The following is a 21,876-nucleotide window of genomic DNA, read 5'->3' on the forward strand; positions in this document are numbered from 1 at the left end:
CTGCGTCAGGTCAAAGGGCTGGCCGGTGATCTGCGCGATATGGCTGTGCGCGCTGTCCAGAGGCTGGCCCGACAGGTCGATCAGCGTCAGGCCGGGCGCGCGGTCGGGCACCTGCTGCGGCGCGCCGTCGGCCGCGGTCTGATAGCGGGTGCGCAATGCCTGATGCCGATCGGTCAGCGCGGCGAATGCCTGCGTCATCGCGCCTGTGTCCAGCGCCCCGGTCAGGCGCAGCACCGTCATCATGTTATAGGCCGTGCTGGCCGGATTGATCTGCTGCATGAACCACAGCCGCCGCTGCGCAAAGGACAGCGGTGCCGGACCCTCGCCCGTGCGGCGGGGGATCGCGTCGGGGCGTTTCGCCGCCATGCGCCGTTGCAGCAGGGCGCGCTGTTCCGGCGTCAGGCGGGCAAGCTGTGCGGCAAGATCGGTCATTGCGCGCCCTCGGCCAAAGCGGCGCGCAGGTCGTCGTCGGAAAGGCCCTGCACCTCGGTCAACAGCGCGGCAAGGTCGCCGTCGCCCGCCAGCTTGGTCTGGATCAGCGCCGCGATGCTGGCGGCGGTGGGGTTGTCCAGCAGCAGTTCGCGCATCTCTATCTGCACGGGGAACGTCTCGCGCAGGCGGGCGATGGCGCGGATCGCCAGCAGCGAATGCCCGCCCAGCTCGTAGAATCCGTCCATGACGCCGATCCGGTCGATTCCCAGCAGTTCCTGCAAGATCGCCGCGACGCTTTCCTCGACCGGGCCGCGCGGCGCGACAAAGGCGGTGTCCAGCGCGGGGCGTTTGCGGGCGGTCGCGGGGGCTTGTTCCTGCACCTTTGGCACCGGGTTCAGCCATTCGGCGCGGCGGGCATCGACATCGCCCCGGCTGACGATGCTGTGCCCGGTCAGCCGCGCGCCCAGGATGCGGCAGGTGGCGTCCCAGACCTGATCGGGGGACAGGGCGAATGCGTCGAGCAGGCTGTTGCCGCGTGCGGATGGCGCGACAGCCAGCGCGTCCCAGCCCACTGCATACCAGTCCGCGCCCTTGCGCGTATGGGCGGCGGCGGTCAGGTCGGCATGGTGATGTGCCCCCGCATAGGCCGACAGCCCAAGCCCGCCGATGACCGACGACAGCGAGGATTGCAGCATGACGAACCCGATCTTGCGACCGGCCATCGCCGCCGCCAGCGCCTGAACCGGCAGAATGCAGCGGTCGCGCACGGCGCTGCGCTGCGTGTCGCCGATCAGGGCCAGCGGCGCGGTCATATCGGCGTCGCTGAAGGGGGTGGACAGAAACAGCCCCTCGATGCGGCCCCATCTGGCGGCGACCTGATCCAGCGCCGCGCCAAGGGCCGCCGGATCGGTGCAATCGGCGGTCAGCCGCAGCACGGCGTCGCCCTCGGGCAGGTCCAGCGGCGCTGCCGTGCTGTCTTCGATCAAGGCCAGCCGGACGTTCGCACCGGCCAGCAAGGTCGCCCAGACCTGACCGATCCCGCGCGCGATATGGCCGGCAACGACATAGACCCCATTGCGGCGCAGAGGGGCCGCTGCCGCCAGATCCTGCGCCGCATGGGCCAGCAGCCAGTGCCGGCCACCGCGACGGGCCGCGATGGGCGCATCGCTGGCGATCAGCGCCTGACGCAGCCATTGCGCCTGATCGGCGGGCCGTGCCTCGGCCGGGTCGAGATCCAGTATCCGCGCGCCCAGCCACGGGTATTCCTGCCCCGCCACCTGCACCAGCCCATGCAGCGCCGCCTGTTCTGGGTCCAGCGCCTCGGCCCCGGTCACATCCGCCGCGCCGCGCGTCACCACCGTCAGCCGCTGCGGGCGCGGCGCGCGGGCCAGCGCCGCGATCAAACAGGTCAGCGCCGCCGCATCGGGCGTCACCGCTACGATATCGGTGGGTTGCGTTCCCCGCGCGGCCAGCAGGTCCAGCAGCGCCGCCGCGTCTTGGGGGGGCATGGCAAAGCTGCGATACCCGGTTTCCGCCAGCGCCGCGCCTGCGCCGATGCGCCACGCATCGTCGCCGCCGCGTTCGAGCAGATCGGCCAGTGCGGGGGCCTCGCCGATTATCAACCAGCTGCGACGGCTTTTCGCGGGGGCTGGCAGAACCGCGCGTTGCCACGCCGGGATATAGACCCGCGCCGCGCCAGGTTGTGCCGTGGCCGGATGCGTGGTGCCCGCTGCCATCGCATCGGGCGCGACCCAATATCGCTGCCGCTGGAACGCATAGCCCGGCAGCGATACCCGCCGCCCGCCGGTGGGCATCGTCTGCGTCCACTCGACCGGCAGACCCGCCGACCATGCCGCCCCGATGGCCGACAGCAACGCCGCGCGGCTGTCTTGCCCCGCGATCAGGCCCGGCACGACGGTCGCCCCGTGGTCGCGCACAAGCGTGGACAGCGCAGCGCCCGGCCCGGTCTCGATACAGACTGTGCCCGGCTGCGCGACCAGCGCCGCGCCATCTGCAAAGCGCACCGTCTGGCGCAGGTGCTGCGCCCAATAATCCGGGTCCACCGCCTGGGCCTCGGTCAGCCATGTGCCCGTCAGGTTCGACACGACCGGGATCTGCGGCGCGTGCAGCGACACCCCGGCGACGATGCGCGCAAATTCCTCTGCCGCTTTCTGCATCGAGGCCGAATGGAACGCGTGCGAGGTTTTCAGCCGCTTATGCGCAACCCCCGCCTGCGTCAGCGATGCCTCGCACATGGCGATGGCGTCCAGCGGGCCTGATACCACGGTCAGGCCGGGACCATTCAGGGCCGCGATCTCGCATCCGGGGGGCAGCGGCGGCAGCGGCTGGCCGGGATGGATCACCGACAGCATCGCGCCCGGTTCCGCCGCCTGCATCAGCCGACCGCGCGCCGCGACCAGTGCCAGAGCGTCGTCAAGGCCGAACACGCCCGCCACGCAGGCGGCCGTCAGTTCGCCCAGCGAATGGCCCAGCAGGGCGCGCGGCGTGATGCCCATCTGCTGCCACAGCATCGCCAGCGCGTATTCCACCACGAACAGCGCAGGCTGGGCGTGTTGCGTCTGGTGGATCGCCTCGCCGCCATCAAGGATCATCGCCCGCAGATCAGGCCCGGCGCTGTCCAGCAGCGCCGCGAAGGCGGGGACATGGGCATACAGATCCCGTGCCATGCCGGGATACTGGCTGCCCTGACCGGGAAACAGGAACACGGCATCCGTGGCCGTGGCGCTGACCGGCGTGGCATCGCGCAGCGCGCGGGCGGCATCCGGTGTTGTCACCGCCAGCCGCCAGCCCATCGCGCTGCGCCCCGTGGCCAGCGTCTGCGCCGCATCGGCCAGCGAACCGCCACCGTCCAGATGCGCCGCCACCGCCACCGCCCCGGCGCGCAGAGCGGCATCGGATTTCGCCGACAGGACCAGCAGTTGCGGCGCATCGCTGGCGTTTGCACTTGCGCGGGGCGGCGGGGCTTCTTCCAGCACCACATGCGCATTCGTGCCACCGATGCCGAAAGAGCTGACCCCGGCGCGGCGCGGGCCGTCCGATTGCCAGTCGCGCAGGGTCGTGTTGACGGCAAAGGGGCTGGCGGCAAAGTCGATGCGGGGGTTCGGCGCGGTGAAATGCAGGCTGGGCGCAAGCTGGCGGTGGCGCAGCATCAGCGCGGCCTTAATCAGCCCCGCGATGCCCGCCGCCGTGTCCAGATGGCCGATATTGGTCTTGACCGAGCCGATGGCGCAATAGCCCGTGCGGTCGGTGCCTTGCCGAAAGGCGCGGGTCAGGGCCGTCAGTTCGACCGGATCGCCAAGGCTGGTGCCGGTGCCATGCGCCTCTATGCAGGTGATGCTGTCAGGGCCGACCCCCGCCGCTGCCTGCGCGGCTGCGATCACATCGGCCTGCGCGTCCACGTCGGGCGCGGTAAAGCTGGCCTTGCCCGCGCCGTCATTATTGATCGCCGAGCCACGAATGATGGCGCTGATATCGTCGCCCTGGGACAGCGCATCCTCAAGCCGTTTCAGCACGACCAGCCCGACGCCATTGCCCGCGACGGTGCCATCCGCCGTCGCGTCGAACGCCCGGCACTGGCCCGTGGGCGACAGGATGCTGCCCGCCATCGCCCGGTATCCGTCCTGCCGCGAAAGCGCCACGCCGCCGGCCAGCGCCATGTCGCATTCGCCGGCGATCAGCGCCTGTGCCGCCATGTGAACCGCCACCAGCGACGACGAACAGGCGGTCTGCACCGTCACGGCGGGGCCGCGGAGGTTCAGCTTGTAAGCGGCGCGGGTGGCAAGGAAGTCCTTGTCGTTGGCGATAAAGATTTCATAGCCGGTGACGCGCTCTCGCAGGTGCTGATTGGCATAGAGGTTCAGCAGATAGCCGTTCATCCCCGCTGCGGCATAGACGCCTACGGGAACGGTGCAGGCATCGGGGGCATAGCCCGCATCCTCCAGCGCGTTCCACGCACATTCGAGGAAGATGCGTTGCTGCGGGTCCAGCAGCTCTGCCTCGGCGGGGGAATAGCCGAAGAAGGCGGCGTCAAAGCTGTCGGACCCGGCGACAGCGGCGCCTGCGGCGACGAAATCGGGGGCGTTCAGCACCGTGTCGGGAATGCCCCGCGCGCGCAGCTCGTCAGGGTCCAGCCGCGAGATGCAGTCCACCCCGTCGCGGATATTCCGCCAGAAGGTTGCGATGTCGGGCGCGCCGGGAAAGCGGCCGGCCATGCCGATGATGGCGATTTCGAGGCCGGTATATTCGGTCACATCACGCATGATGGCGGTCTTTCATGGTCTGGGCGCGGCGCTGGCGCAGCCTGTTTGCGCCGGTCTGGCGGGCAAGGGCGGTATCGTCGGCCCGTGCGGATACGAGGGGGGTGTTCAGGCCAGCCAGATGGGCGCTTTGCGCACCAAGCGTGGCGTGGCGGAACAGGTCGGCGATCTGCACCTCGATGCCCAGATCGCGGCGGATGCGGTCTTGCAGCGTGATCGCCAGCAGCGAATGCCCGCCAAGGTCAAAGAAATTGTCGGCAGCGGCGGGCGTGGGGATGGCCAGCACATCCGCCCAGATGGCGGCCAGTGCGGGCAGCGCAGGCCGCGCCGCGCCCGGCGGTCTCGGCGCTGGTGCCTGCCGCAGCATCGTCGCGCGGCTTTGCACGGCGATGTCGTGCAGGCGGGTGTCGTGGGGCAGGACCAGCAGCGCGTGCAGATCGACCAGCACCAGCCGCGCCGCGGCGTGGGACACTACGGCTGCATCAAAGATCAGCCGCAGCGTCAGCCCGTCGCCGGGGATCACATACAGCGTCAGGCCAAGGCCGGGCTGCTCGAACACCTGAACCCCGGTGATGGTCAATCCCGGCAGATCGCCCAGCCGGGCAGGGTCGGCGGGGTAGTTTTCAAACACCACGGCTGTCTGCATCAGCGCCCCGCCGCGCTGGTTTGCCGCCGCCAGCACATCGGTCAGTGGCAGGTGTTCATGGGGGGCCTGCCGGGTCTGGCGGGCTTGCAGGTTGGCCAGAAACGCGGACAGCGGCTGATCGGCGGGCAGGGCGGCGCGCATCGGCAGCGTGGTCAGGAACATGCCGACGCGGGTTTCAGCCCCGGCCAGCGCGGCAGGACGCCCCGCCCGCGCAAGCCCCCAGACCACATCATCCGCCCCGGCGCTGCGGGCCAGAAACAGCGCCCATGCACCCTGAATGGCGGTTGCCAGCGTCACGCCGGAGGCGCGCGCGGCACGGGTCAGCGCCTGCGTCTGTCCGGGGTCGAGGCGCAGCGAAATATCTCCTCGGCGCGACACAGGCGGTGCGTCGGGGGTGGGCAGCGCGGCGCGCGGCGGGACATATCCCGCCAGCTCGGCCCGCCAGAAATCGCGGGCGGCAGCGCGGTCCTGCGCCAGCGCCCATGCGACGTGATCGCGCGCAGGCCGCGCATCGGGCAGGCTGCGGCCCGCCCGCAGCGTCACCCACTCGCGCAGCAGAACCGGGATCGACCAGCCGTCGAGAATGGCGTGATGGAACGTCACCACCAGCCGCTGACGGTCCGGCGCCAGCGCAAAGCAGGCCACCCGCATCAGCGGCGCGCGGGTCAGATCAAAGCCCTGCGCCCGGTCCTGCGTCAGCCAGTCCGACAGATGCGCGCTCTGTGCTGCCCCGGCCATCGCCGTCAGATCGTGCTGGACCATCTGCAACGCCGCCCGCCGCCCGACCACCTGCAACGGCTGTTTCTGCCCCTGCCAGACAAAGGCCGTGCGCAGCGCGTCATGGCGGGCGACCAGCGCATCCCACACGGCACGGTCGGCGCCGAGGTCCGGGGTGCCGGTCATATCCACGACGATCTGGATCACGTCATCGCCGGGGGCACCGCCGCCGATGGCGTGAAACACCATGCCGCCCTGACCGGGGGCCAGCGGAAGGATGTCCTGAATGCGGTCGCTCATTCCTCGTGCTCCGCCGTTACCCCGTTGGGGTCGATGCTCGCCAGCCGCGTCTGACCAAAGCGGCGCAGGCTGACCAGCGCCTCGCGGTTGTCATAGCGCAGGCTGGCATTGCCGTTGCCGACGAACCGGGCGCAGACATTCACATGCCCCTCGGCCATGCAGCGATAGGCGTTGGCAAACCGCGCATGGGCCGGGGCCAGCGCATCGGGCAGTTCGGCAAAGCGTGGGCGCAGGCTGCGCCACAGGTTCACCAGCACGCCATGTTCCCACGACATCAGCCCGCTGAACCCCTCGGACTGGACATGGGGCGGCGTCATCGAGGGCCGCACCTCGGTTTCGTAATCCGCGCGGGTAAAGCTGCCCGCCAGCTGCATCGCAGCGGCCGACGCATCCATCAGAACCGCCGCCGCGTCCAGTTCGCCCGCCGCCCCCGCCATGTCGCCCGCATCCTGCAACAGCGCAAAGCGTTGCAGCGACAGGATCAGGCCCTGCGTGTTCAGAAAGAAGGCCCAGTGAAATTCCTGCCAGATGTCGCGCGCGGCGGGCGGGGTGCGGGTCATGGGCACGGCTCCGTCCCGCAGAGCCGGCCCAGCAGGCGCGCATGGGCGGCAAAGCCGGCCACCTGCCGGGCGATCTGGGCGGGCGGCAGATCGGCGACCTCGGTCAAGGCGAAAACGCCCGCCGCGCCTTGCAGCAGCCCGCGCAGCAGCGCCGTGCCGGGCGCGTCGCTGGCGATGCGGCGGACGTTGAAATAGCGGTCGAAATCCTCGACCTCGGCGGTTCTGGCGGGGATCAGGGTGGCGCCCACGCGGGCCGGGATGGCGTCATCGCCCAACCGCGCCAGCAGCGCCCGGCAGGTGGCGCCGCGCGTCGCGGGCTGTTCCAGCGCGGCCAGAAACTCGGCCAGAACCTGCCCGATCAGCGCGGCCTCTGCCGCGTCGGGGATGATCTGCGCGGGCAGATCGCCGGGCAGCAGCAGGTCCAGCGTTGCGGGCCGTGGCGGGATGCCTGTGTTCCGCGCTGCCAGGGTCAGGCTGTCGGGCGTGGTCATGGCGTGGCCTTTGGGCGCAACTCGGTCCAGACCGCCGCGATATGGGCAAGGCAATCGTCGCGGCTGCCCCGGAATCCGCTGGCCGCCCAGCCCCATGGCACTGTGCGAAAGGCGGGCCAGATGGAATAGCGGCCATCCTCGGCGGTGACGACAAGGTATTCGGTCATGCACGGTCCCCATGATCTTGCGCGATCAGCCCGGCAGCGGCCAGCCGCGACAGCCCGTCCGTAAAGGCCGACTGAATGAAGGCCAGATCGTCCGGGCCATGCGCGGTGGACAGAAATCCGCCACGATCGCCCGGCCGCAGATGCAGCCCCTGTGCCAGCAGCAGCAGCGACAGGACCGGCACAGTATGCGGGTCCATCCGGCTGGCGCTGGCATTGATGCCGAAGAACGAGCCGAAATGCGTGAACCGCACCGCCAGCCCGCGTTCCGCCATCGCCTCGTTCAGCCGCTGAACCAGCCCCGACGTGGTGGCGTTCAGCCCCGCTTGCAGCGCCGGGCCGGCATCGTGCAGCATCTGCGCCGCCGCCAGCGCCGCCGTCAGCGACAGCGGGTGGCGCGCATGGGTGCCCGCGAACATCGTTACCGGCACCTGCGGGACCGAGCTGTCGCCGAACTGCCATGGCCCGCCATCCACGCGGTCCATGAACCGCTGCGACCCCGCGATCAGCGCCAGCGGAAGCCCGCCGCCCGCTATCTTGCCATAGGTCGCCAGATCGGCGCGGATGCCGAAATGTTCCTGCGCCCCGCCCTGCGCCACCCGAAAGCCCGAGATCATCTCATCAAAGATCAGCGCGGTGCCGGTCGCCTGCGTGACCTCGCGCAGGCCATGCAGAAAGTCGCGCGGTTGCAGTTCGGGCGCGCGGCTCTGCACGGGTTCGACCAGCACGGCGGCCAGCGATTTGCCGTGCCGCCGCAGGATATCGAGACTGCGCGGATTGCCGTAGTCCAGCACCATGATGCTGCGCCCCGCATCCGCCGGAATGCCCGGCCAGCCCGGCGTGGCGCCGGTCAGCATCATCCGTTCCAGCAGCGGCCTGATCGCCCGCAGCGGTCCGCGCTCTGCCCGTGCCAAAGCGCCCCGGCGGATATATTCCAGCCGCCGCGCCTTGAACAACGCCCCGTCGGCATGGCCGTGATAGGCCCCGGAAAAGACGGCGATGCGCTGCCGCCCGGTGGCCGCGCGGGCAAGGCGGATGGCGGTCATCACCGCCTCGGTTCCGGTGGCGGCAAAGGTCACGCGCGGATGGCCGGTCAGCTGCGCGAACAGGGCCGCCGCCTGACCGGCGATTTCGGATTGCGGGCCGATCTGGATGCCGCGATCCAGCCGCGCCTGCAACGCATCGCGGATCGGCGCGGGATTGTGGCCAAAGATGTTGCAGCCCAGCCCCATCAGGATATCGACATATTGATTGCCGTCGATGTCCCACAGATGCGCGCCTTGCGAACGGTCGCTGACGACGGGGTAATATGCCTCTTTCAACGCCGGGCTGAAGGGCATCGCCAGCGGCGTCTTGTCGGCCAGCACGGCGCGCGAGGCGGCGGCCTGCGCCTTGGACCCCGGTGTGCGGGCGGCAAAGCCGGCGACAGCCTGGCCGATGATGTCGCTGCGATCAGGGGGCAGGGCGTTCATTCCGCAGCCTCCTCTGTCCGCGCCGCCGCCGAGGGCTTGCGGGCGATGAAACAGGCGGCGCTGTCGGCATCGACCACGCCCTTGCCGGAAAATGTTTCCATCCGCGCTTCGAAACCGCAATCGGCCAGCCGCGCCAGCACGGCGGGCAGTTCGTGCCCGTGGACGGGGTAATCCACCGCGCGATGATCCCAATCGGGATGGTCGTCGCTGAACCGGGCCAGCAGGTCCAGCCGTTTGCGGCGCATCAGCGGGCGCGTCAGCGCCAGCCGCCACAGTGCGTTGCCCGCGGACGATCCGTTCGCGGGCCGCCGCCACATATCGACGCGGAACGCCCCGGTTGCCGTCGCCGGATCATAGCGCGGCGTGATAAGCCATGCGTAATCGGCGGCGATTTCGCCGGCGGCGGGCCGGTTTTGCCAGTGGCGCGCCATCTGCGCGGGGTGATTGATATCGAAGATGAAGGTGCCGCCATCCTCCAGCGCGGCATGGACGGCGCGGAACACCCGCTCCAGATCCTCCAGCCCGGCCATGTGGTTCAGCGAGGCGCTGGCGCAGACCACCCCCGCGACCGGGGCGTCCAGCCGGAAATCGCGCGCATCGGCCTGTGTCAGCACGGCCTGGGGCGCATTCGCAGCGGCGTGGCGCAGCATGTCGGCGGACATGTCGATGCCGCTGACCTGAAAGCCGCGTGCCAGCATCGGCACCATCATCTGCCCGGTGCCACAGCACAGGTCCAGCACCCGCGCACCGGGTGCCAGCCCCGACAGCAGTGCCCGATCCAGAAAGCCCATCTTGCGGTCCCGGTATTCGGGGCCAAGCGTGCGGTCGTAAAGCCAGGCCCAGGCATCGTAATCGGTATGATCGGTCACGTCAGAGCCTCTGTTGCGGGGGGTGTCGGGGATTGCGCCAGCGCGCGGACGTAAAGGCGCAGCAGGTCCGGCGTCAGCGCCGGCTGCGGCAGATCGGGCAAGGCGGCAAGCGTGGCGGCGCAGCCATAGGGCCAGCGCGCGCCGCGAAAGCCCTGCGCCCCGCCAAGCGCGGCAAGCGGATACAGCGGGTGATCCGGCTGATCCGCCGCGATGGTCTGCAACAGCGCCTGCCAGTCGCCCGGTGGAATGCGGCGGAGGGCGTGGCCTTCGGCGGCCAGTGCGGCGAACAGCAGGTCGGTGGATACCGGCGCGGCGTGGGTCAGGTGGAAGGTGCCGCCCGCGTGTCGCGGATCGCCGGCCAGCGCGCAGATCGCGCGGGCAAGGTAATCGACCGGCAGCAGGTTCATCAGCGCCGCGCCCTGCGGTGCCACACCTGCGGCGATATATCCCTGCACCTGCCTTGTCAGGATGTCGGCGGGATTGAACGCACCTGTCGCGCTGTGCCCGGCGACAGACCCAAGCCGATGGATCGTCACCGCCATGCCGTGCGCGCCTGCCTGCGCGACCAGTTGCTCGGCCACCCATTTCGACAGGTTATAGCCGCCGGTCGGGGGCGGCAGGCTGGCGGCTGCATCGGCTTCGGTCAACGGGCGGTCCTGGGGCGTCAGCGCGCTGAGGGTCGAGATATGGTGAAAGGCCGCCCCCGCCGCCGCCGCGATGCGCAGCAATGCGACGGTGCCGCCGACATTGGCATCGCGCAGCCCGCGATAGGGCGTGGCGTGATGGACACGCGCCCCGCAATGCAGGATCGAGGTCGCCTGCGCCACCTGTGCCTGCCCGCGCGGGGTCAGGCCCAGCCCCGACGCTGCCAGATCGCCCGGCACCGGGGTCACACGCGACAGCGGTGCAGGATCGAGGCCATAGCTGTCGAATGCCCGCCGGATCGGCAGGATGCCGTCCTGCCGGGTCAGGCACATCACCCGCCGCGCCGGATCGCGCAGCAATTCCGCCAGCAGATGCGCGCCGACAAAGCCCGTGGCGCCGGTCAGCAGGACGTGATCGCCAAGGCCCGCGCGCGGCTGCGTCGTCGGGCGGATACCCTTGGGCAGGGTCAGATCGGCGCGCCACTCTTGCGCCGCCGTCACGCTGTCGCCGTCCAGATACCGGGCCAGCGTCTCGACCGTCGAGGCATCGAACAGCGTCAGCATCCTGACCGGACGGTTCAGACGCGATTCGATCAGCGCGGCCAGACGGGTAATCATCAGAGAATTGCCGCCGAGGTCGAAAAAATCATCCTGCGCGGTGATGGCGGGCACGCCCAGCACTTCGGCAAAGATCGCGGCCAGCGCGATTTCCGTCGCCCCCTGCGGCGCGCGGCCCGTGCCCCGGCGCGGGGCCGGGTCGGGCAGGGCGCGCAGGTCCAGCTTGCCGTTGACGGTCAGCGGCAGGCGGTCCAGCCAGACCAGATCGTCGGGGATCATGTGGCGCGGCAGGCTGGCCGCCAGATGCGCGCGCAGATCGGCCTCGGGCCGGTCGCCATCGCGCCCGACCAGCCACGCGACCAGCCGCTGCGTGCCGCCCATATCGCGCGGCGCGACCACGGCAGAGGCAATGCCCGGATGGCGGCGGCAGGTGCGGGCGATTTCTGCCGGTTCGATGCGATAGCCGCGGATCTTTACCTGATCGTCCATGCGGCCCAGCAGGCGGATGCGGCCGTCGGGCAGCCTGACCGCGCGGTCGCCCGTGCGGTAAAGCCGCGATCCGGCAGGACCATATGGATTGGGCACAAAGGCCGCCGCCGTCAGGTCGGGCCGCCCGCGATAGCCGCGCGCAAGGCCCAGGCCGCCGATGAACAACTCTCCGGCTGATCCGACGGGCAGCAACTCCATGGCCTCATCAAGCACATGCAGTTGTTTGTTGGCTGGCGGCGTCAGCACCGCCTCGGCATCGGCGACGCTGCATTCCACCATCGAGGCATTGACCGTGCATTCCGTCGGACCATAGGCGTTGATGAAGACGCGCCCCGGTGCCCAGGCCGAGATCAGATCCGGGGAGGGTGCCTCGCCGCCCACCAGCACCATGCGCAGGTCGGGAAGCTCGTCGCCGGGCAGGCAGGCCAGAGCCGAGGGCGTGATCGTCAGATGCGTCACCCGGCGGTCCCGCATCAGCCGCGCAAGCCCCGGACCGGGCAGCACATCGCCTGCGGGTGCCGTGACCAGCCGCGCACCAGAGCCCAGCGCCATGACCAGATCGGGGATCGAGGCATCAAAGGAAAAGCTGAAGAACCCCATCACCCGGTCGCCGGGGCGCGGATCGCAGCGGCGCAGCTTGTCGCGGGTCAGGTTGACCAGCCCTTCATGCGGCACCTCGACGCCTTTCGGACGGCCGGTGCTGCCAGAGGTATAGATCACATAGGCCAGATCGGCGGGGTTGGTGCCGGGGGCCGGATCGGTCTGGTCGCCGGTGGGCCAGCCATTGTCCAGATCCAGACGCGGCGTGCCATCGGGCAGTGCGATGTGACTGTGCGACAGCACCATCGCGGCGCGGGCATCCGACAGCATCCAGGCCAGCCGGTCGGGCGGATAAGCGGGGTCCAGCGGCAGCCAGGCGGCGCCCGATTTCAACACCGCCAGCCATGCCGCCACCATATCCGGGCCGCGATCCAGCGCGATGCCGATCACTGTGTCAGGCCCGGCTCCGCGCGCCCGAAGATGGTGGGCCAGCCGGTTCGCACGCGCATTCAATGCGCCATAGGTTTCCGTCGTGATCCGGCCATCCGCGACATGTTCGACGGCGACGGCCTTGGGGGTGGCGGCTGCGTGGCGTTCGAACAATGCGGGAAAACGCTGGTTTATATCGAGATCATGCGCGGTGTCATTAAAATCGTTCAGCAGGGCGCGGGTTTCGTCCCCGGTCAGCATCGGCATCGTCGCGACCGGGGTTTCGGGGGCATCTGCAATGGCGTGCAGCAATGTCAGGTAGTGCCCTGCCAGCCGGGCCACGGTCGCAGGGGCGAACAGCGCCGTCGCGTATTCCAGATGCCCGGTCACGCCCGCCGGCCCCTCGACCAGATCCAGCGACAGGTCGTGGGGCGCGATCCCCCCCGCACGCGGCAGGCGGCGCAGCGTCACGCCCGGCAGCGCCATCACCTCGCGGGGGGCGCGGTCCAGTTGGAATTTCAGCTGGAACAGCGGGCTTGCGCCGGGGTCCCGGCGGCTCTGAAAGGTCTGAACCAGATGTTCGAACGGGATGTCATGATTGTCCAGCGCGTCAAGAACCCGGCGGCGCACCTCGGCCAGCAGGGCGGTGAACCCCTGTGCGGGGTCGAGGGTGCAGCGGATCGGCAGAGGGTTCACGAACAGGCCGACCAGCGGTTCCACCTCGGGTCGGCTTCGATTGGCGGCGGGGATGCCGAAGATCAGGTCGCGCTGCCCGGTATGGCGATGAACCAGCAGCGCAAAACCGGCCAGCAACACCGCGAACAGCGACGCCCCCTGCCGCGCGCCCAGCCTGCGCAGCCGGTCGGTCAGGTCGGCGGGCACCGTCAGCGGATGCAGCGCGCCGTCATGGCTGGCAATGGCGGGGCGCGGGAAATCGACGGGCAGACGCGTTATCGGCAGTTCGCTGCCCAGACTGTCGCGCCAGAATGCCATCTGCGGCGCGGCCTCGGTCTGATCGTGCTGCCAGACGGCATAATCGCCATACTGGATGGGCAATGCCGGTGCATCGTAGGGCAGGCCCGTCACCGCCTGCCGGTAAAACCCCGCAAGCTCTGCCATCAGCACCTGAACCGAGCTGCCGTCGGCGGCGATATGGTGCAGCGTGAACAGGATGACATGGCGATCAGGCGCGCAGGTCAAAAGCGACACCCGCAACGGCGGCTGCGCGGTCAGGTCAAAGGGGCGGCGCGCCTCGGCCGCGATCTGGGCGGACAGGTCGCGGGCGGCCTGGACCTGCACGACGGTCGGGGCAGGCGCGTCGAACCGCTGATACGGGGTGCCATCCCGGCTGACGATGCGCAGGCGCAGGATCGCATGGCGGGCGACGATCCGGGCAATCGCGCTGCCCAGCGCGGCCATGTCCAGCGCGCCATCGGCCTGCACCGCAAAGGGAATGTGATGCGCGGCGGTCGGGTCGATCTGTTCGACCAGCCACAGGCGCATCTGCGCGGGGGACAGGGGGGCAATATCCGGCGCCCTCGATTCAATCGAGGAACGCATGGTGAGGTCTTTGATTATGTCATCTTTGCGCGCGCGGATCGTTTCCCCTGCGGCACCGTTCAGCAGGTTGGCAGGCCCGGTGCAGCGCAGACGGCCATCGGCCACGGCGATACGGATGCCAAGCCCCGCCAACTGCGCGATCACCTCGCGCACGGGCATGGTGGCGTCAGGGGCAAAAGCCCCGTCAAGCCCATATGCTGCGCCGTCTGCTGCACCGTCGCGATCCATAATCCACGCCTGAATCAAGATAAGATTCCGCTGGGTCTGGACTGGGTAGCCGTGCTGCCTGGTGCCCCGTTAACGATTGTTGACTAAAATAGATTGTTTATATATGCAACAGGCGTCTTCCGGTCTCTAGCCACCAGCCAGATCTGCCACGGAATCCCTGTCGTCTCCGTGACGCCCGCTTGGGCGAAGGTCTGCTCCATGGAACTGCGCCTGCCTTCCGATACTGCCGTGCTGCCCCAGCCGGGGCTGCCTTTTCGCAGCATTACCTGCGATCTGGCTGATCGTGCGGCCAGGATGGGTGCCGCGCAGGCGTTCCGCTTTGCGCCCGACCGCGCCGAGGCGCCGCCGCAGGTCTGGACATGGGCCGCGCTGCACGCCCGCGCGGGTGCTGTCGCGGCCGAATTGCAGGCGGCAGGAATCCGCGCAGGTCAGCGGGTGCTGCTGGCCTATCCGACGGGGCTGGATTTCATCGCGGCGCTGATGGGGTGCTTTCACGCGGGCGTGGTGGCCGTGCCCGTCAGCCCGCCCCGCCCGCGCGAGCGGTTCAGCCGTCTGGCACATATCCTGCGGAATGCCGATGCGGCGGCGATCCTCTGCGCGCCCGGCCTGTCTTCCGCGATTGCCGGGCAGGCGGGCGGGGCCGCTTGCCTGACCCTGTGCGCCGCCGATCCCGCCCGGACCGATCTGCCGGCGCCCGCACCGCGCCGCCCGCTGTCGCCCGACGATCTGGCCTTTCTGCAATACAGCTCGGGATCGACCGGCGCGCCCAAAGGGGTGATGGTGACACATGGGATGCTGGCCGCGAACCTGAAACAGATCCGCCGGGCCTTTGATTTCCGGGCCGATGATCGCATCTGCGGCTGGTTGCCGCATTATCACGACATGGGGCTGATCGGCGGCATCCTGACGCCCGTTCATCTGGGTATCCCGAATGCGATGATGTCACCGGCGGCGTTTCTGCGCGACCCTATCCGCTATCTGGAACTGGCCTCGCAGAGCGGCGCGACCGTCATTGGCGGCCCGAATTTCGCCTTTGACCACCTCGTGCGCCATGCCACGCCGGATGCGCTGCGGCGGGTGGACCTGTCGCGCCTGCGGCTGGCCTTTTCCGGGGCCGAGGCGATCCGCGCCGACACTCTGCGCCGGTTTCAGGATGCGCTGATGCCCTGCGGCTTTCGCCCCGATATGTGGGTCGGCTGCTATGGCATGGCCGAGGCGACGCTATGCGTCACCGTCACCCGCCCCGGCAGCCGGGTTCGGATGCAGGGCGGTTATGGCGACAGCGGGGTGCCGGCACCGGGTGTCGAGATCGCCATCGTCAACCCTGACAGCCGCCAGCGCGTCACCGGGCGGCCCGGCGAAATCTGGCTTCGCGGACCTGCGATTGCATCAGGCTATTGGCGGCGACCAGATGAAACCGAACGTGTTTTTGATTGCAAACTTGATGGTTCCGGCGGCTGGATGCGCACGGGCGATCTGGGCCAGATGCAGGACGGGCGGCTGTTCGTCACCGGGCGCATCAAAGAGATGATCGTCGTGCGCGGCCAGAACCACGCCCCGCAGGCGATCGAGGACAGCATAGCCGCCGCCCATCCGGCGATTCTGGCGGGCCGGGTCGCCGCATTTCCCCTGGGCGATGGCGATGGCCGCATCGGCATCGCGGCAGAACTGGATCGCCATGCCTGCCGCGATCCGCAACCGCTGCCGATCTTCGACGCGATCCGGCAGGTGCTGTCCGACCGGCACGGGCTGGCTGCGGATCGCATCACCCTGATCCGCCCCGGCGCGCTGCCGGTCACGCCCAGCGGCAAGATTCAGCGCTTTGCCTGCCGCGAGGGGCTGGCTGCGGTCGCCGATTGGTGTGCGGGCAACGCCGCCGCTGCCGTCGGTGCCGCTGCCGCTACCGCAACAGCAGCCCCGGCAAGCCCGCGCGGCGAACTGGCGCGCGTCTTGCGTGCCGCCCCCGCGCCTCTGCGCCGGTCCCGGCTGCTGGCGCATCTGCGTCAGGCGCTGGCGGACGCGACCGAGGGCCGCGCCGCCCCTGCCGACGACCGCCCGTTCTTTGACATGGGCGTCGATTCCGCCAGCGGGCTGGCCCTGATCGGCGGGCTGGAACAGGCGCTGGACCTGCCGCTGGAGGCGACGCTGATCTACGAACACACAACCCCCGCCGCGCTTGCCGATCACCTGCTGGCGCGGCTGCAATCCCAAGGGGCCACGGATGCCGTCTGACACCCGTATCGCCATTATCGGCTGCGCCATCCGCCTGCCCGGCGCGGACGATCTGGACAGCTTCTGGCGCCTGCTGGCGGGGCGTGACAGCGCCATTCGACGGGTGGGCGAGGATGAATTGCACGCGGCGGGCGTGACCGCGACGGGTGCGGATTATGTTCCTTTCTGGGGCGGGCCAGATCAGGCGGACGGGTTCGATGCGGGCTTTTTCGGCTATTCGCCGCGGGATGCCGAATTGCTGGACCCGCAGCAGCGGATGTTTCTGGAATGCGCCTGGCACGCGCTGGAAGATGCAGCCACCCCCCGCAAAGGCAGCGTCGGCGTCTATGCCGGGGCCTCGTTGTCGTCGCATCTGCTGCGGGCGGCGGGCCGGGCCGATCCGTTTCAGGTGGGGCTGGCCAATATCGGCGGGATGGTGGCGGCGCGGACCTCGTTTCATCTGGACCTGACGGGGCCAGCCATCGGCGTGCAGACGACCTGTTCCAGTTCTCTTGTGGCAATTCATCAGGCGATGGCGGGGCTGCGGGCGGGCGATTGCGACATGGCGCTGGCGGGTGCCGTGGCGGTGAATCAGGCCCGGCCTGCGGGCTATGTGCATGAGCCGGGCAGCATCACCGCGCCCGACGGCACCTGCCGCCCGTTCGATGCGGCCGCTGCGGGCACAGTCTTTACCAACGGCGCGGCGGTCGTGGTGCTGAAACGTCTGGACGATGCGCTGGCCGACGGCGACCGCATCATGGGCGTGCTGATCGGCGCGGCGGTCAATAACGACGGCGCGGCCAAGGTGGGGCTGAACGCGCCATCTGTCGGCGGGCAGGCGGCGGTTCTGTCGGCCGCGCTGCGCCATGCCGGCATCGGAGCCGCTGATGTGGATTACGTCGAGGCCCACGGCACCGGCACCGCCCTTGGCGACCCCATTGAACTGACCGCCCTGAACCGCGCCTACGGTCCCGGCCTGACGGCGGCGGGGCGGCGCTGTCTGCTGGGCGCGGTCAAGGGCAATGTCGGCCATATGGACGCGGCGGCGGGGATGGCCGGGCTGGTCAAGGTTCTGCTGGCCTTTCAGCACGACCACCTGCCGGGCACGGCTCACTTCACGATGCCCGGTCCGAACCTTTCACCCGGTGTCTTCGATATTCTGGCCGAGGGGCGCGACTGGCCGCGCGACCCGGCGCGCCCCCGGCGAGCGGGGCTGTCCAGCTTTGGCATCGGCGGCACGAATGCGCATCTGATCGTGCAGGAACCGCCGGTGGCCGCGCCCGTCATGGCGGCGCGGGGGCCGCAACTGCTGCCGATCAGCGCCCGCACCGACGGGGCACTGGCCGTGATGCGCGACAATCTGGCATCGGCGCTGGCGGGGAATGTCTCGCTGGCCGATGTGGCGCAGACGCTGCAAACCGGGCGGCAGGCGATGGCGCGCAGGCAGGTTGTCGTGGCCGACACCTGCGAACAGGCGATCGCCGCGCTGCGGGCACCGGGACAGGTGCTGCACCCGATGGCAGGCCAGCCCGCGCCGGTGTTCGTCTTTTCGGGGCAGGGCAGCCAGCGGGCCGGGATGGCGCGCGATCTGTATGCCGACCCGGCCTTTCGCGCGGCGCTGGACGATTGCCTTGCGCTGGTCCCCGACTCGTTGGACCTGCGGACGGTTTTGCTGGACCCCGCCACCGATCCAGACCGCATCCACCAGACCCGTGTGACGCAGCCGGGGCTGTTCGTCTTTGAATATGCGCTTGCGCGGATGTGGATGGCGCGCGGCGTGCAGCCGGTGGCGATGCTGGGCCATTCCGTCGGCGAATATGTCGCGGCCTGTCTGGCGGGGGTGTTCGGCCTGCCTGACGCCATCCGTGCGGTCGTGGCGCGGGGCGAGGCGATGCAGGCCTGTCCGCCCGGTGCGATGCTGGCCGTGATGATGTCCGAAGCCGAAGCCAGCGGCGCGTTGCCCCACGGCACAGAGATCGCGGCGGTCAACGGCCCGCGCAGCGTCACTCTGGCCGGGCCGGTCGAGGCCATCGACGCGCTGGCCGCGCAACTGGATCGCAGCGGTATCGGCGCGCGGCGGCTGGTCACTTCGCATGCCTTTCACAGCGCGATGATGGACCCGGCGCTGGACGCCTTTGCCGGGGTGCTGAACGGTCTGACCCTGCGCGCGCCGCAGATCGCCATGCTGTCGAACGTGACCGGCGACTGGCTGGATGACCGTGCCGCCGATCCCGCCTATTGGTTGTCGCACCTGCGCCAGCCGGTGCGCTTTGGCGAGGCGATCCGGCACCTGATGGGGCTGGACCACCCGCTGCTGATCGAGGTCGGCCCCGGCGCGGGCCTGATCCGTTTGGCGCGTCAAGGGATGGCCGACCATGCGCGGGGCGTGGCGTCTCTGCCCGATGCGGGGGCGGTGGACGGTGCCGCCGAAATCCTGCGCGCGACCGGCGAGATCTGGGCGGCGGGCGTCGCGGTGGACTGGGCCGCGCTGCATGACGGCCCGCGCAAGCGGCTGTCGCTGCCCGGCTATCCCTTTGAACGGCAAAGCTTCTGGTTGCCGATGCCCGTGCCCGGTGCGGCGGCGGCGGACGACGGCTGGTTCCATCAGCCCATATGGCGGCGGCTGCCGCTGCAATCGCCCGAACCGGCCAAGGCTCTGCTGGTGCTGGGGGCCGGGTTGCTGAACGGATGGCCCGCGGATGCCATCAGCGTCACGCCTGAAACGCTGGCGGATCACCTGTGCGACGGGGCCGAGATCGTCTGCGCATGGGGCCTTGCGCCCGATCCGCTGCCCCGCATCCTGACGCTGGCCCGCGCGCTGACGGCAGGCACGCGCCTGACCCTGATCGGCGCGGGAATGCACGATGTGACCGGGGCCGAGGCGTTGAGCCCCGAATCCGCCTCGGTGGCCGCGCTGGCACCGGTTCTGGAACAGGAAGTGCCGGGCCTGCGCTGCCGGGTCATCGACCTTGACCCCGCCGATCCGGCGCGCGGGCTGGCGAAGGCCCTGGCGGTGCCATGGCAGGATGGCACACTGGCCCTGCGCGGTGGCCATCTGTGGCACGCGGATCATGCGGGGGTGGCGCTGCCGGTCCCTGCGCCCGCACCCGCCGGGCCTTGCCTGATTATCGGTGATCTGGCCGACGGGCTGGCGGCGGCCTTTGCGCGCGGCATCGTCTCTGACTGGCGGCAGCCGCTGATCCTTGCAGGCGACGGGCTGCCGCAGCCCCCGGAATGGGACCGCTGGCTGTCGGGACGTCCCGACGCAGACCCCGGCGCGCGGTTGATTGCCACCCTGCGCGATCTGGACCCTGCGCAGATTCATGTTCTGGGTTGCGACGTGACCGATGCCGCCGCGCTGGACGCCGCGCTGACCGCAGCCGAGGCCCGGACCGGACCCGTCGCAGGCGTGTTCCACAGCGCGGCAATGGGCGATGCGTTCTACAGCCCGCTGACAGACGCCTTGCCTGCCGGGATCGCGGACCGGCTGGACCGCCGCCGCGCCACCCTGCGGGCCTTGCGGCAGGTGCTGGGCAGGCGCGATGCGGGTTTCTGTCTGGTGCAATCGTCGCTGTCGGTTCTGGCGGGCGGGCGCGGGCTTGCCGCCTATGCCGCAGAAAACGCCTGGGCCGACGCCTTTGCGGCTGACGCGAACCGCAGCGGCGTCACCCGTTGGCAGGCGGTTCAATGGGACGCTGCCGAAACCGGCAGCCTCGCCGAAACGCTGGCCACCGCACGGCTGCTGACGCTGGACGAGATCTGGCAGGCGGCCTGCCGTATCCTTGCACAGCCCGCGCTGACGCAGGTCGCTGTCACCCCCGGCAACCTGCGCCAGCGTCTGGCGGCACCCGCGCCGCAACCCGGCCCTGCGCCCGCGCAGGCGGTCCAGACCGCCTATGCCGCGCCCCGCGATCCGGTGGAAACCACCGTCGCCGCCGCCATGGCCGAGATGCTGGGCGTGGCGCGAGTGGGCATCCACGACAATTTCTTTGAACGGGGCGGGCACTCGCTGATGGCGATCCAGATCGTCAACCGCCTGCGCCGCGAATTCGGCGTCGATCTGCCCGTCCGCGCGCTGTTGTTCGAGGCCCCCACCGCCGCAGGCATCGCCGCCACCATTCGCACCGCGCAGCAGGCCGCCGCCGCGCAGGCCGATCTGCTGGACGACCTGCTGACCGATATCGAATCCGAACGCGCACCCGCGGAATGACAGGGAAATACCATGAAATTCAGTCTGTTCTACTTTGATGGCGACGGATCGGAACGCAATCCCGATGCCTATAGGCTGCTGCTGGACAGCGCCCGTTTCGCCGACCGGAACGGCTTTCAGGCATTGTGGCTGCCGGAACGCCATTTCCACGCCTTCGGGGGGCTGTATCCGAACCCGGCGCTGATTCATGCGGCGCTGGCGATGGTGACGGAAAACGTGCAGTTGCGGTCGGGCAGCGTGGTTCTGCCGCTGCACCATCCGGTGCGGGTGGCCGAGGACTGGTCGGTGCTGGACAACCTGTCGGGCGGGCGCACGGGCATCGCCATCGCATCCGGCTGGACAATGCAGGAATTCGTGCTGTCGCGCGAACCGCACGGGTTCCGGCGCAATCTGATGTGGCAAAGCTATGACCAGCTGACGCGCCTGCTGGCCGGTGAGGCGGTGGCCTTCGAGGATGCCGACGGCCATGTGGTCGAGGCGAAAACGCTGCCGCGCCCGCTCCAGCCGCGCATTCCGTTCTGGGTCGCCTGCCAATCCCCCGAGACCTTTGCCGAAGCGGGGCGGCGCGGGATGAATGTCCTGTGTGCCCTGCTGGGCGAAAAACTTGAGGATCTGGCCCCCAAGATCCGCACCTATCGCGAGGCGCTGGACAAGAATGGCCATGACCCGGATGCGGGCCGTGTCAGCATCATGGTCCATACCTATCTGGCGGATGATCCCGCCACCGCGCGGGCGAATGTGGTCGGCCCTTTCACCGACTATCTGCGGACGCATTATCACCTGCTGGAAAGTCTGGCCCGCAGCATGAACCTGAATGTCAAGCTGTCGGACTTCAGCCCGGAAGACCTTGAAAGCCTGCTGGACTTCGGGGTGCAGGGGTTCATGAACGGGCGCTCGCTGATCGGCAGTGCCGAAAGTGTCCGCCCGGTGGTGCAGGATCTGGCCGATATCGGCGTCGATGAAATCGCCTGCCTGATCGACTTTGTGCAGGATCACGATCTTGTAATGGCCGGGTTGCCGCAGATCGCGCAACTGGCGCAGGCCACAGCGGGCGTGCGCCGGATGGAGCTGGCCTGAGG

At 69.5% G+C, this 21,876-nt stretch carries 12 protein-coding genes (1 of these 12 cut by a window edge); 3 read left to right on the forward strand and 9 right to left on the reverse strand.

Going from position 1 to position 21,876, the window contains the following annotated elements:
* The 9 genes in view from Q4G14_RS01380 to Q4G14_RS01420 are tightly spaced (each overlapping or abutting the next) and all read right to left on the reverse strand, a layout consistent with a single transcriptional unit that may run on beyond the window.
* On the reverse strand, window positions 1-432 hold the 5' end (the start) of the coding sequence (locus Q4G14_RS01380; protein ID WP_303359929.1) for an amino acid adenylation domain-containing protein. Its footprint begins 2,814 nt before the window's first position; the window shows 432 of its 3,246 coding nt (coding positions 1-432); it begins with the start codon at window positions 430-432; the stop codon falls past the left edge of the window.
* Window positions 429-4,712 carry a type I polyketide synthase gene (locus tag Q4G14_RS01385; RefSeq protein WP_303359930.1) on the reverse strand — a complete coding sequence of 1,428 codons (4,284 nt, stop codon included), beginning with the start codon at window positions 4,710-4,712 and terminating at the stop codon, window positions 429-431. Before Q4G14_RS01385 ends, Q4G14_RS01380 begins: the two co-directional genes overlap by 4 nt.
* Window positions 4,705-6,372: a condensation domain-containing protein gene (locus Q4G14_RS01390; protein ID WP_303359931.1), complete on the reverse strand. Its 1,668-nt coding sequence runs from the start codon at window positions 6,370-6,372 to the stop codon at window positions 4,705-4,707. Before Q4G14_RS01390 ends, Q4G14_RS01385 begins: the two co-directional genes overlap by 8 nt.
* Window positions 6,369-6,932 carry a hypothetical protein gene (locus tag Q4G14_RS01395; RefSeq protein ID WP_303359932.1) on the reverse strand — a complete coding sequence of 188 codons (564 nt, stop codon included), beginning with the start codon at window positions 6,930-6,932 and terminating at the stop codon, window positions 6,369-6,371. The genes Q4G14_RS01390 and Q4G14_RS01395 overlap by 4 nt, the downstream gene beginning before the upstream one ends.
* A complete protein-coding gene (locus tag Q4G14_RS01400) occupies window positions 6,929-7,423 on the reverse strand; it encodes a hypothetical protein (protein ID WP_303359933.1) in 495 nt (164 codons plus the stop codon). The genes Q4G14_RS01395 and Q4G14_RS01400 overlap by 4 nt, the downstream gene beginning before the upstream one ends.
* Window positions 7,420-7,590, reverse strand: a complete 171-nt coding sequence (locus Q4G14_RS01405; protein WP_303359934.1) for an MbtH family NRPS accessory protein — start codon at window positions 7,588-7,590, stop codon at window positions 7,420-7,422. Before Q4G14_RS01405 ends, Q4G14_RS01400 begins: the two co-directional genes overlap by 4 nt.
* Window positions 7,587-9,059, reverse strand: coding sequence for an aminotransferase class III-fold pyridoxal phosphate-dependent enzyme (locus Q4G14_RS01410; RefSeq protein ID WP_303359935.1), 1,473 nt, complete (start codon window positions 9,057-9,059; stop codon window positions 7,587-7,589). The genes Q4G14_RS01405 and Q4G14_RS01410 overlap by 4 nt, the downstream gene beginning before the upstream one ends.
* Entirely contained in the window at window positions 9,056-9,928 is an 873-nt protein-coding gene (locus Q4G14_RS01415) for a class I SAM-dependent methyltransferase (protein ID WP_303359936.1), read from the reverse strand. The genes Q4G14_RS01410 and Q4G14_RS01415 overlap by 4 nt, the downstream gene beginning before the upstream one ends.
* Window positions 9,925-14,376: an amino acid adenylation domain-containing protein gene (locus Q4G14_RS01420; protein ID WP_303359937.1), complete on the reverse strand. Its 4,452-nt coding sequence runs from the start codon at window positions 14,374-14,376 to the stop codon at window positions 9,925-9,927. Before Q4G14_RS01420 ends, Q4G14_RS01415 begins: the two co-directional genes overlap by 4 nt.
* Window positions 14,377-14,574: 198 nt before the next feature.
* Between Q4G14_RS01420 and Q4G14_RS01425 the strand changes: the two genes are divergently transcribed.
* From Q4G14_RS01425 to Q4G14_RS01435, 3 genes are read left to right on the forward strand one after another with little or no spacing between them, the layout of a single operon-like run.
* Window positions 14,575-16,608, forward strand: coding sequence for an AMP-binding protein (locus tag Q4G14_RS01425; RefSeq protein WP_303359938.1), 2,034 nt, complete (start codon window positions 14,575-14,577; stop codon window positions 16,606-16,608).
* Window positions 16,598-20,797 (forward strand): type I polyketide synthase, encoded by a 4,200-nt coding sequence (locus tag Q4G14_RS01430; protein WP_303359939.1) that lies wholly within the window; start codon window positions 16,598-16,600, stop codon window positions 20,795-20,797. The genes Q4G14_RS01425 and Q4G14_RS01430 overlap by 11 nt, the downstream gene beginning before the upstream one ends.
* A 12-nt stretch (window positions 20,798-20,809) precedes the next feature.
* Window positions 20,810-21,874, forward strand: coding sequence for an LLM class flavin-dependent oxidoreductase (locus tag Q4G14_RS01435; protein WP_303359940.1), 1,065 nt, complete (start codon window positions 20,810-20,812; stop codon window positions 21,872-21,874).
* Window positions 21,875-21,876 lie beyond the last annotated feature (2 nt).

This window comes from Paracoccus sp. (in: a-proteobacteria) (assembly GCF_030538755.1).
GTDB lineage: Bacteria > Pseudomonadota > Alphaproteobacteria > Rhodobacterales > Rhodobacteraceae > Paracoccus.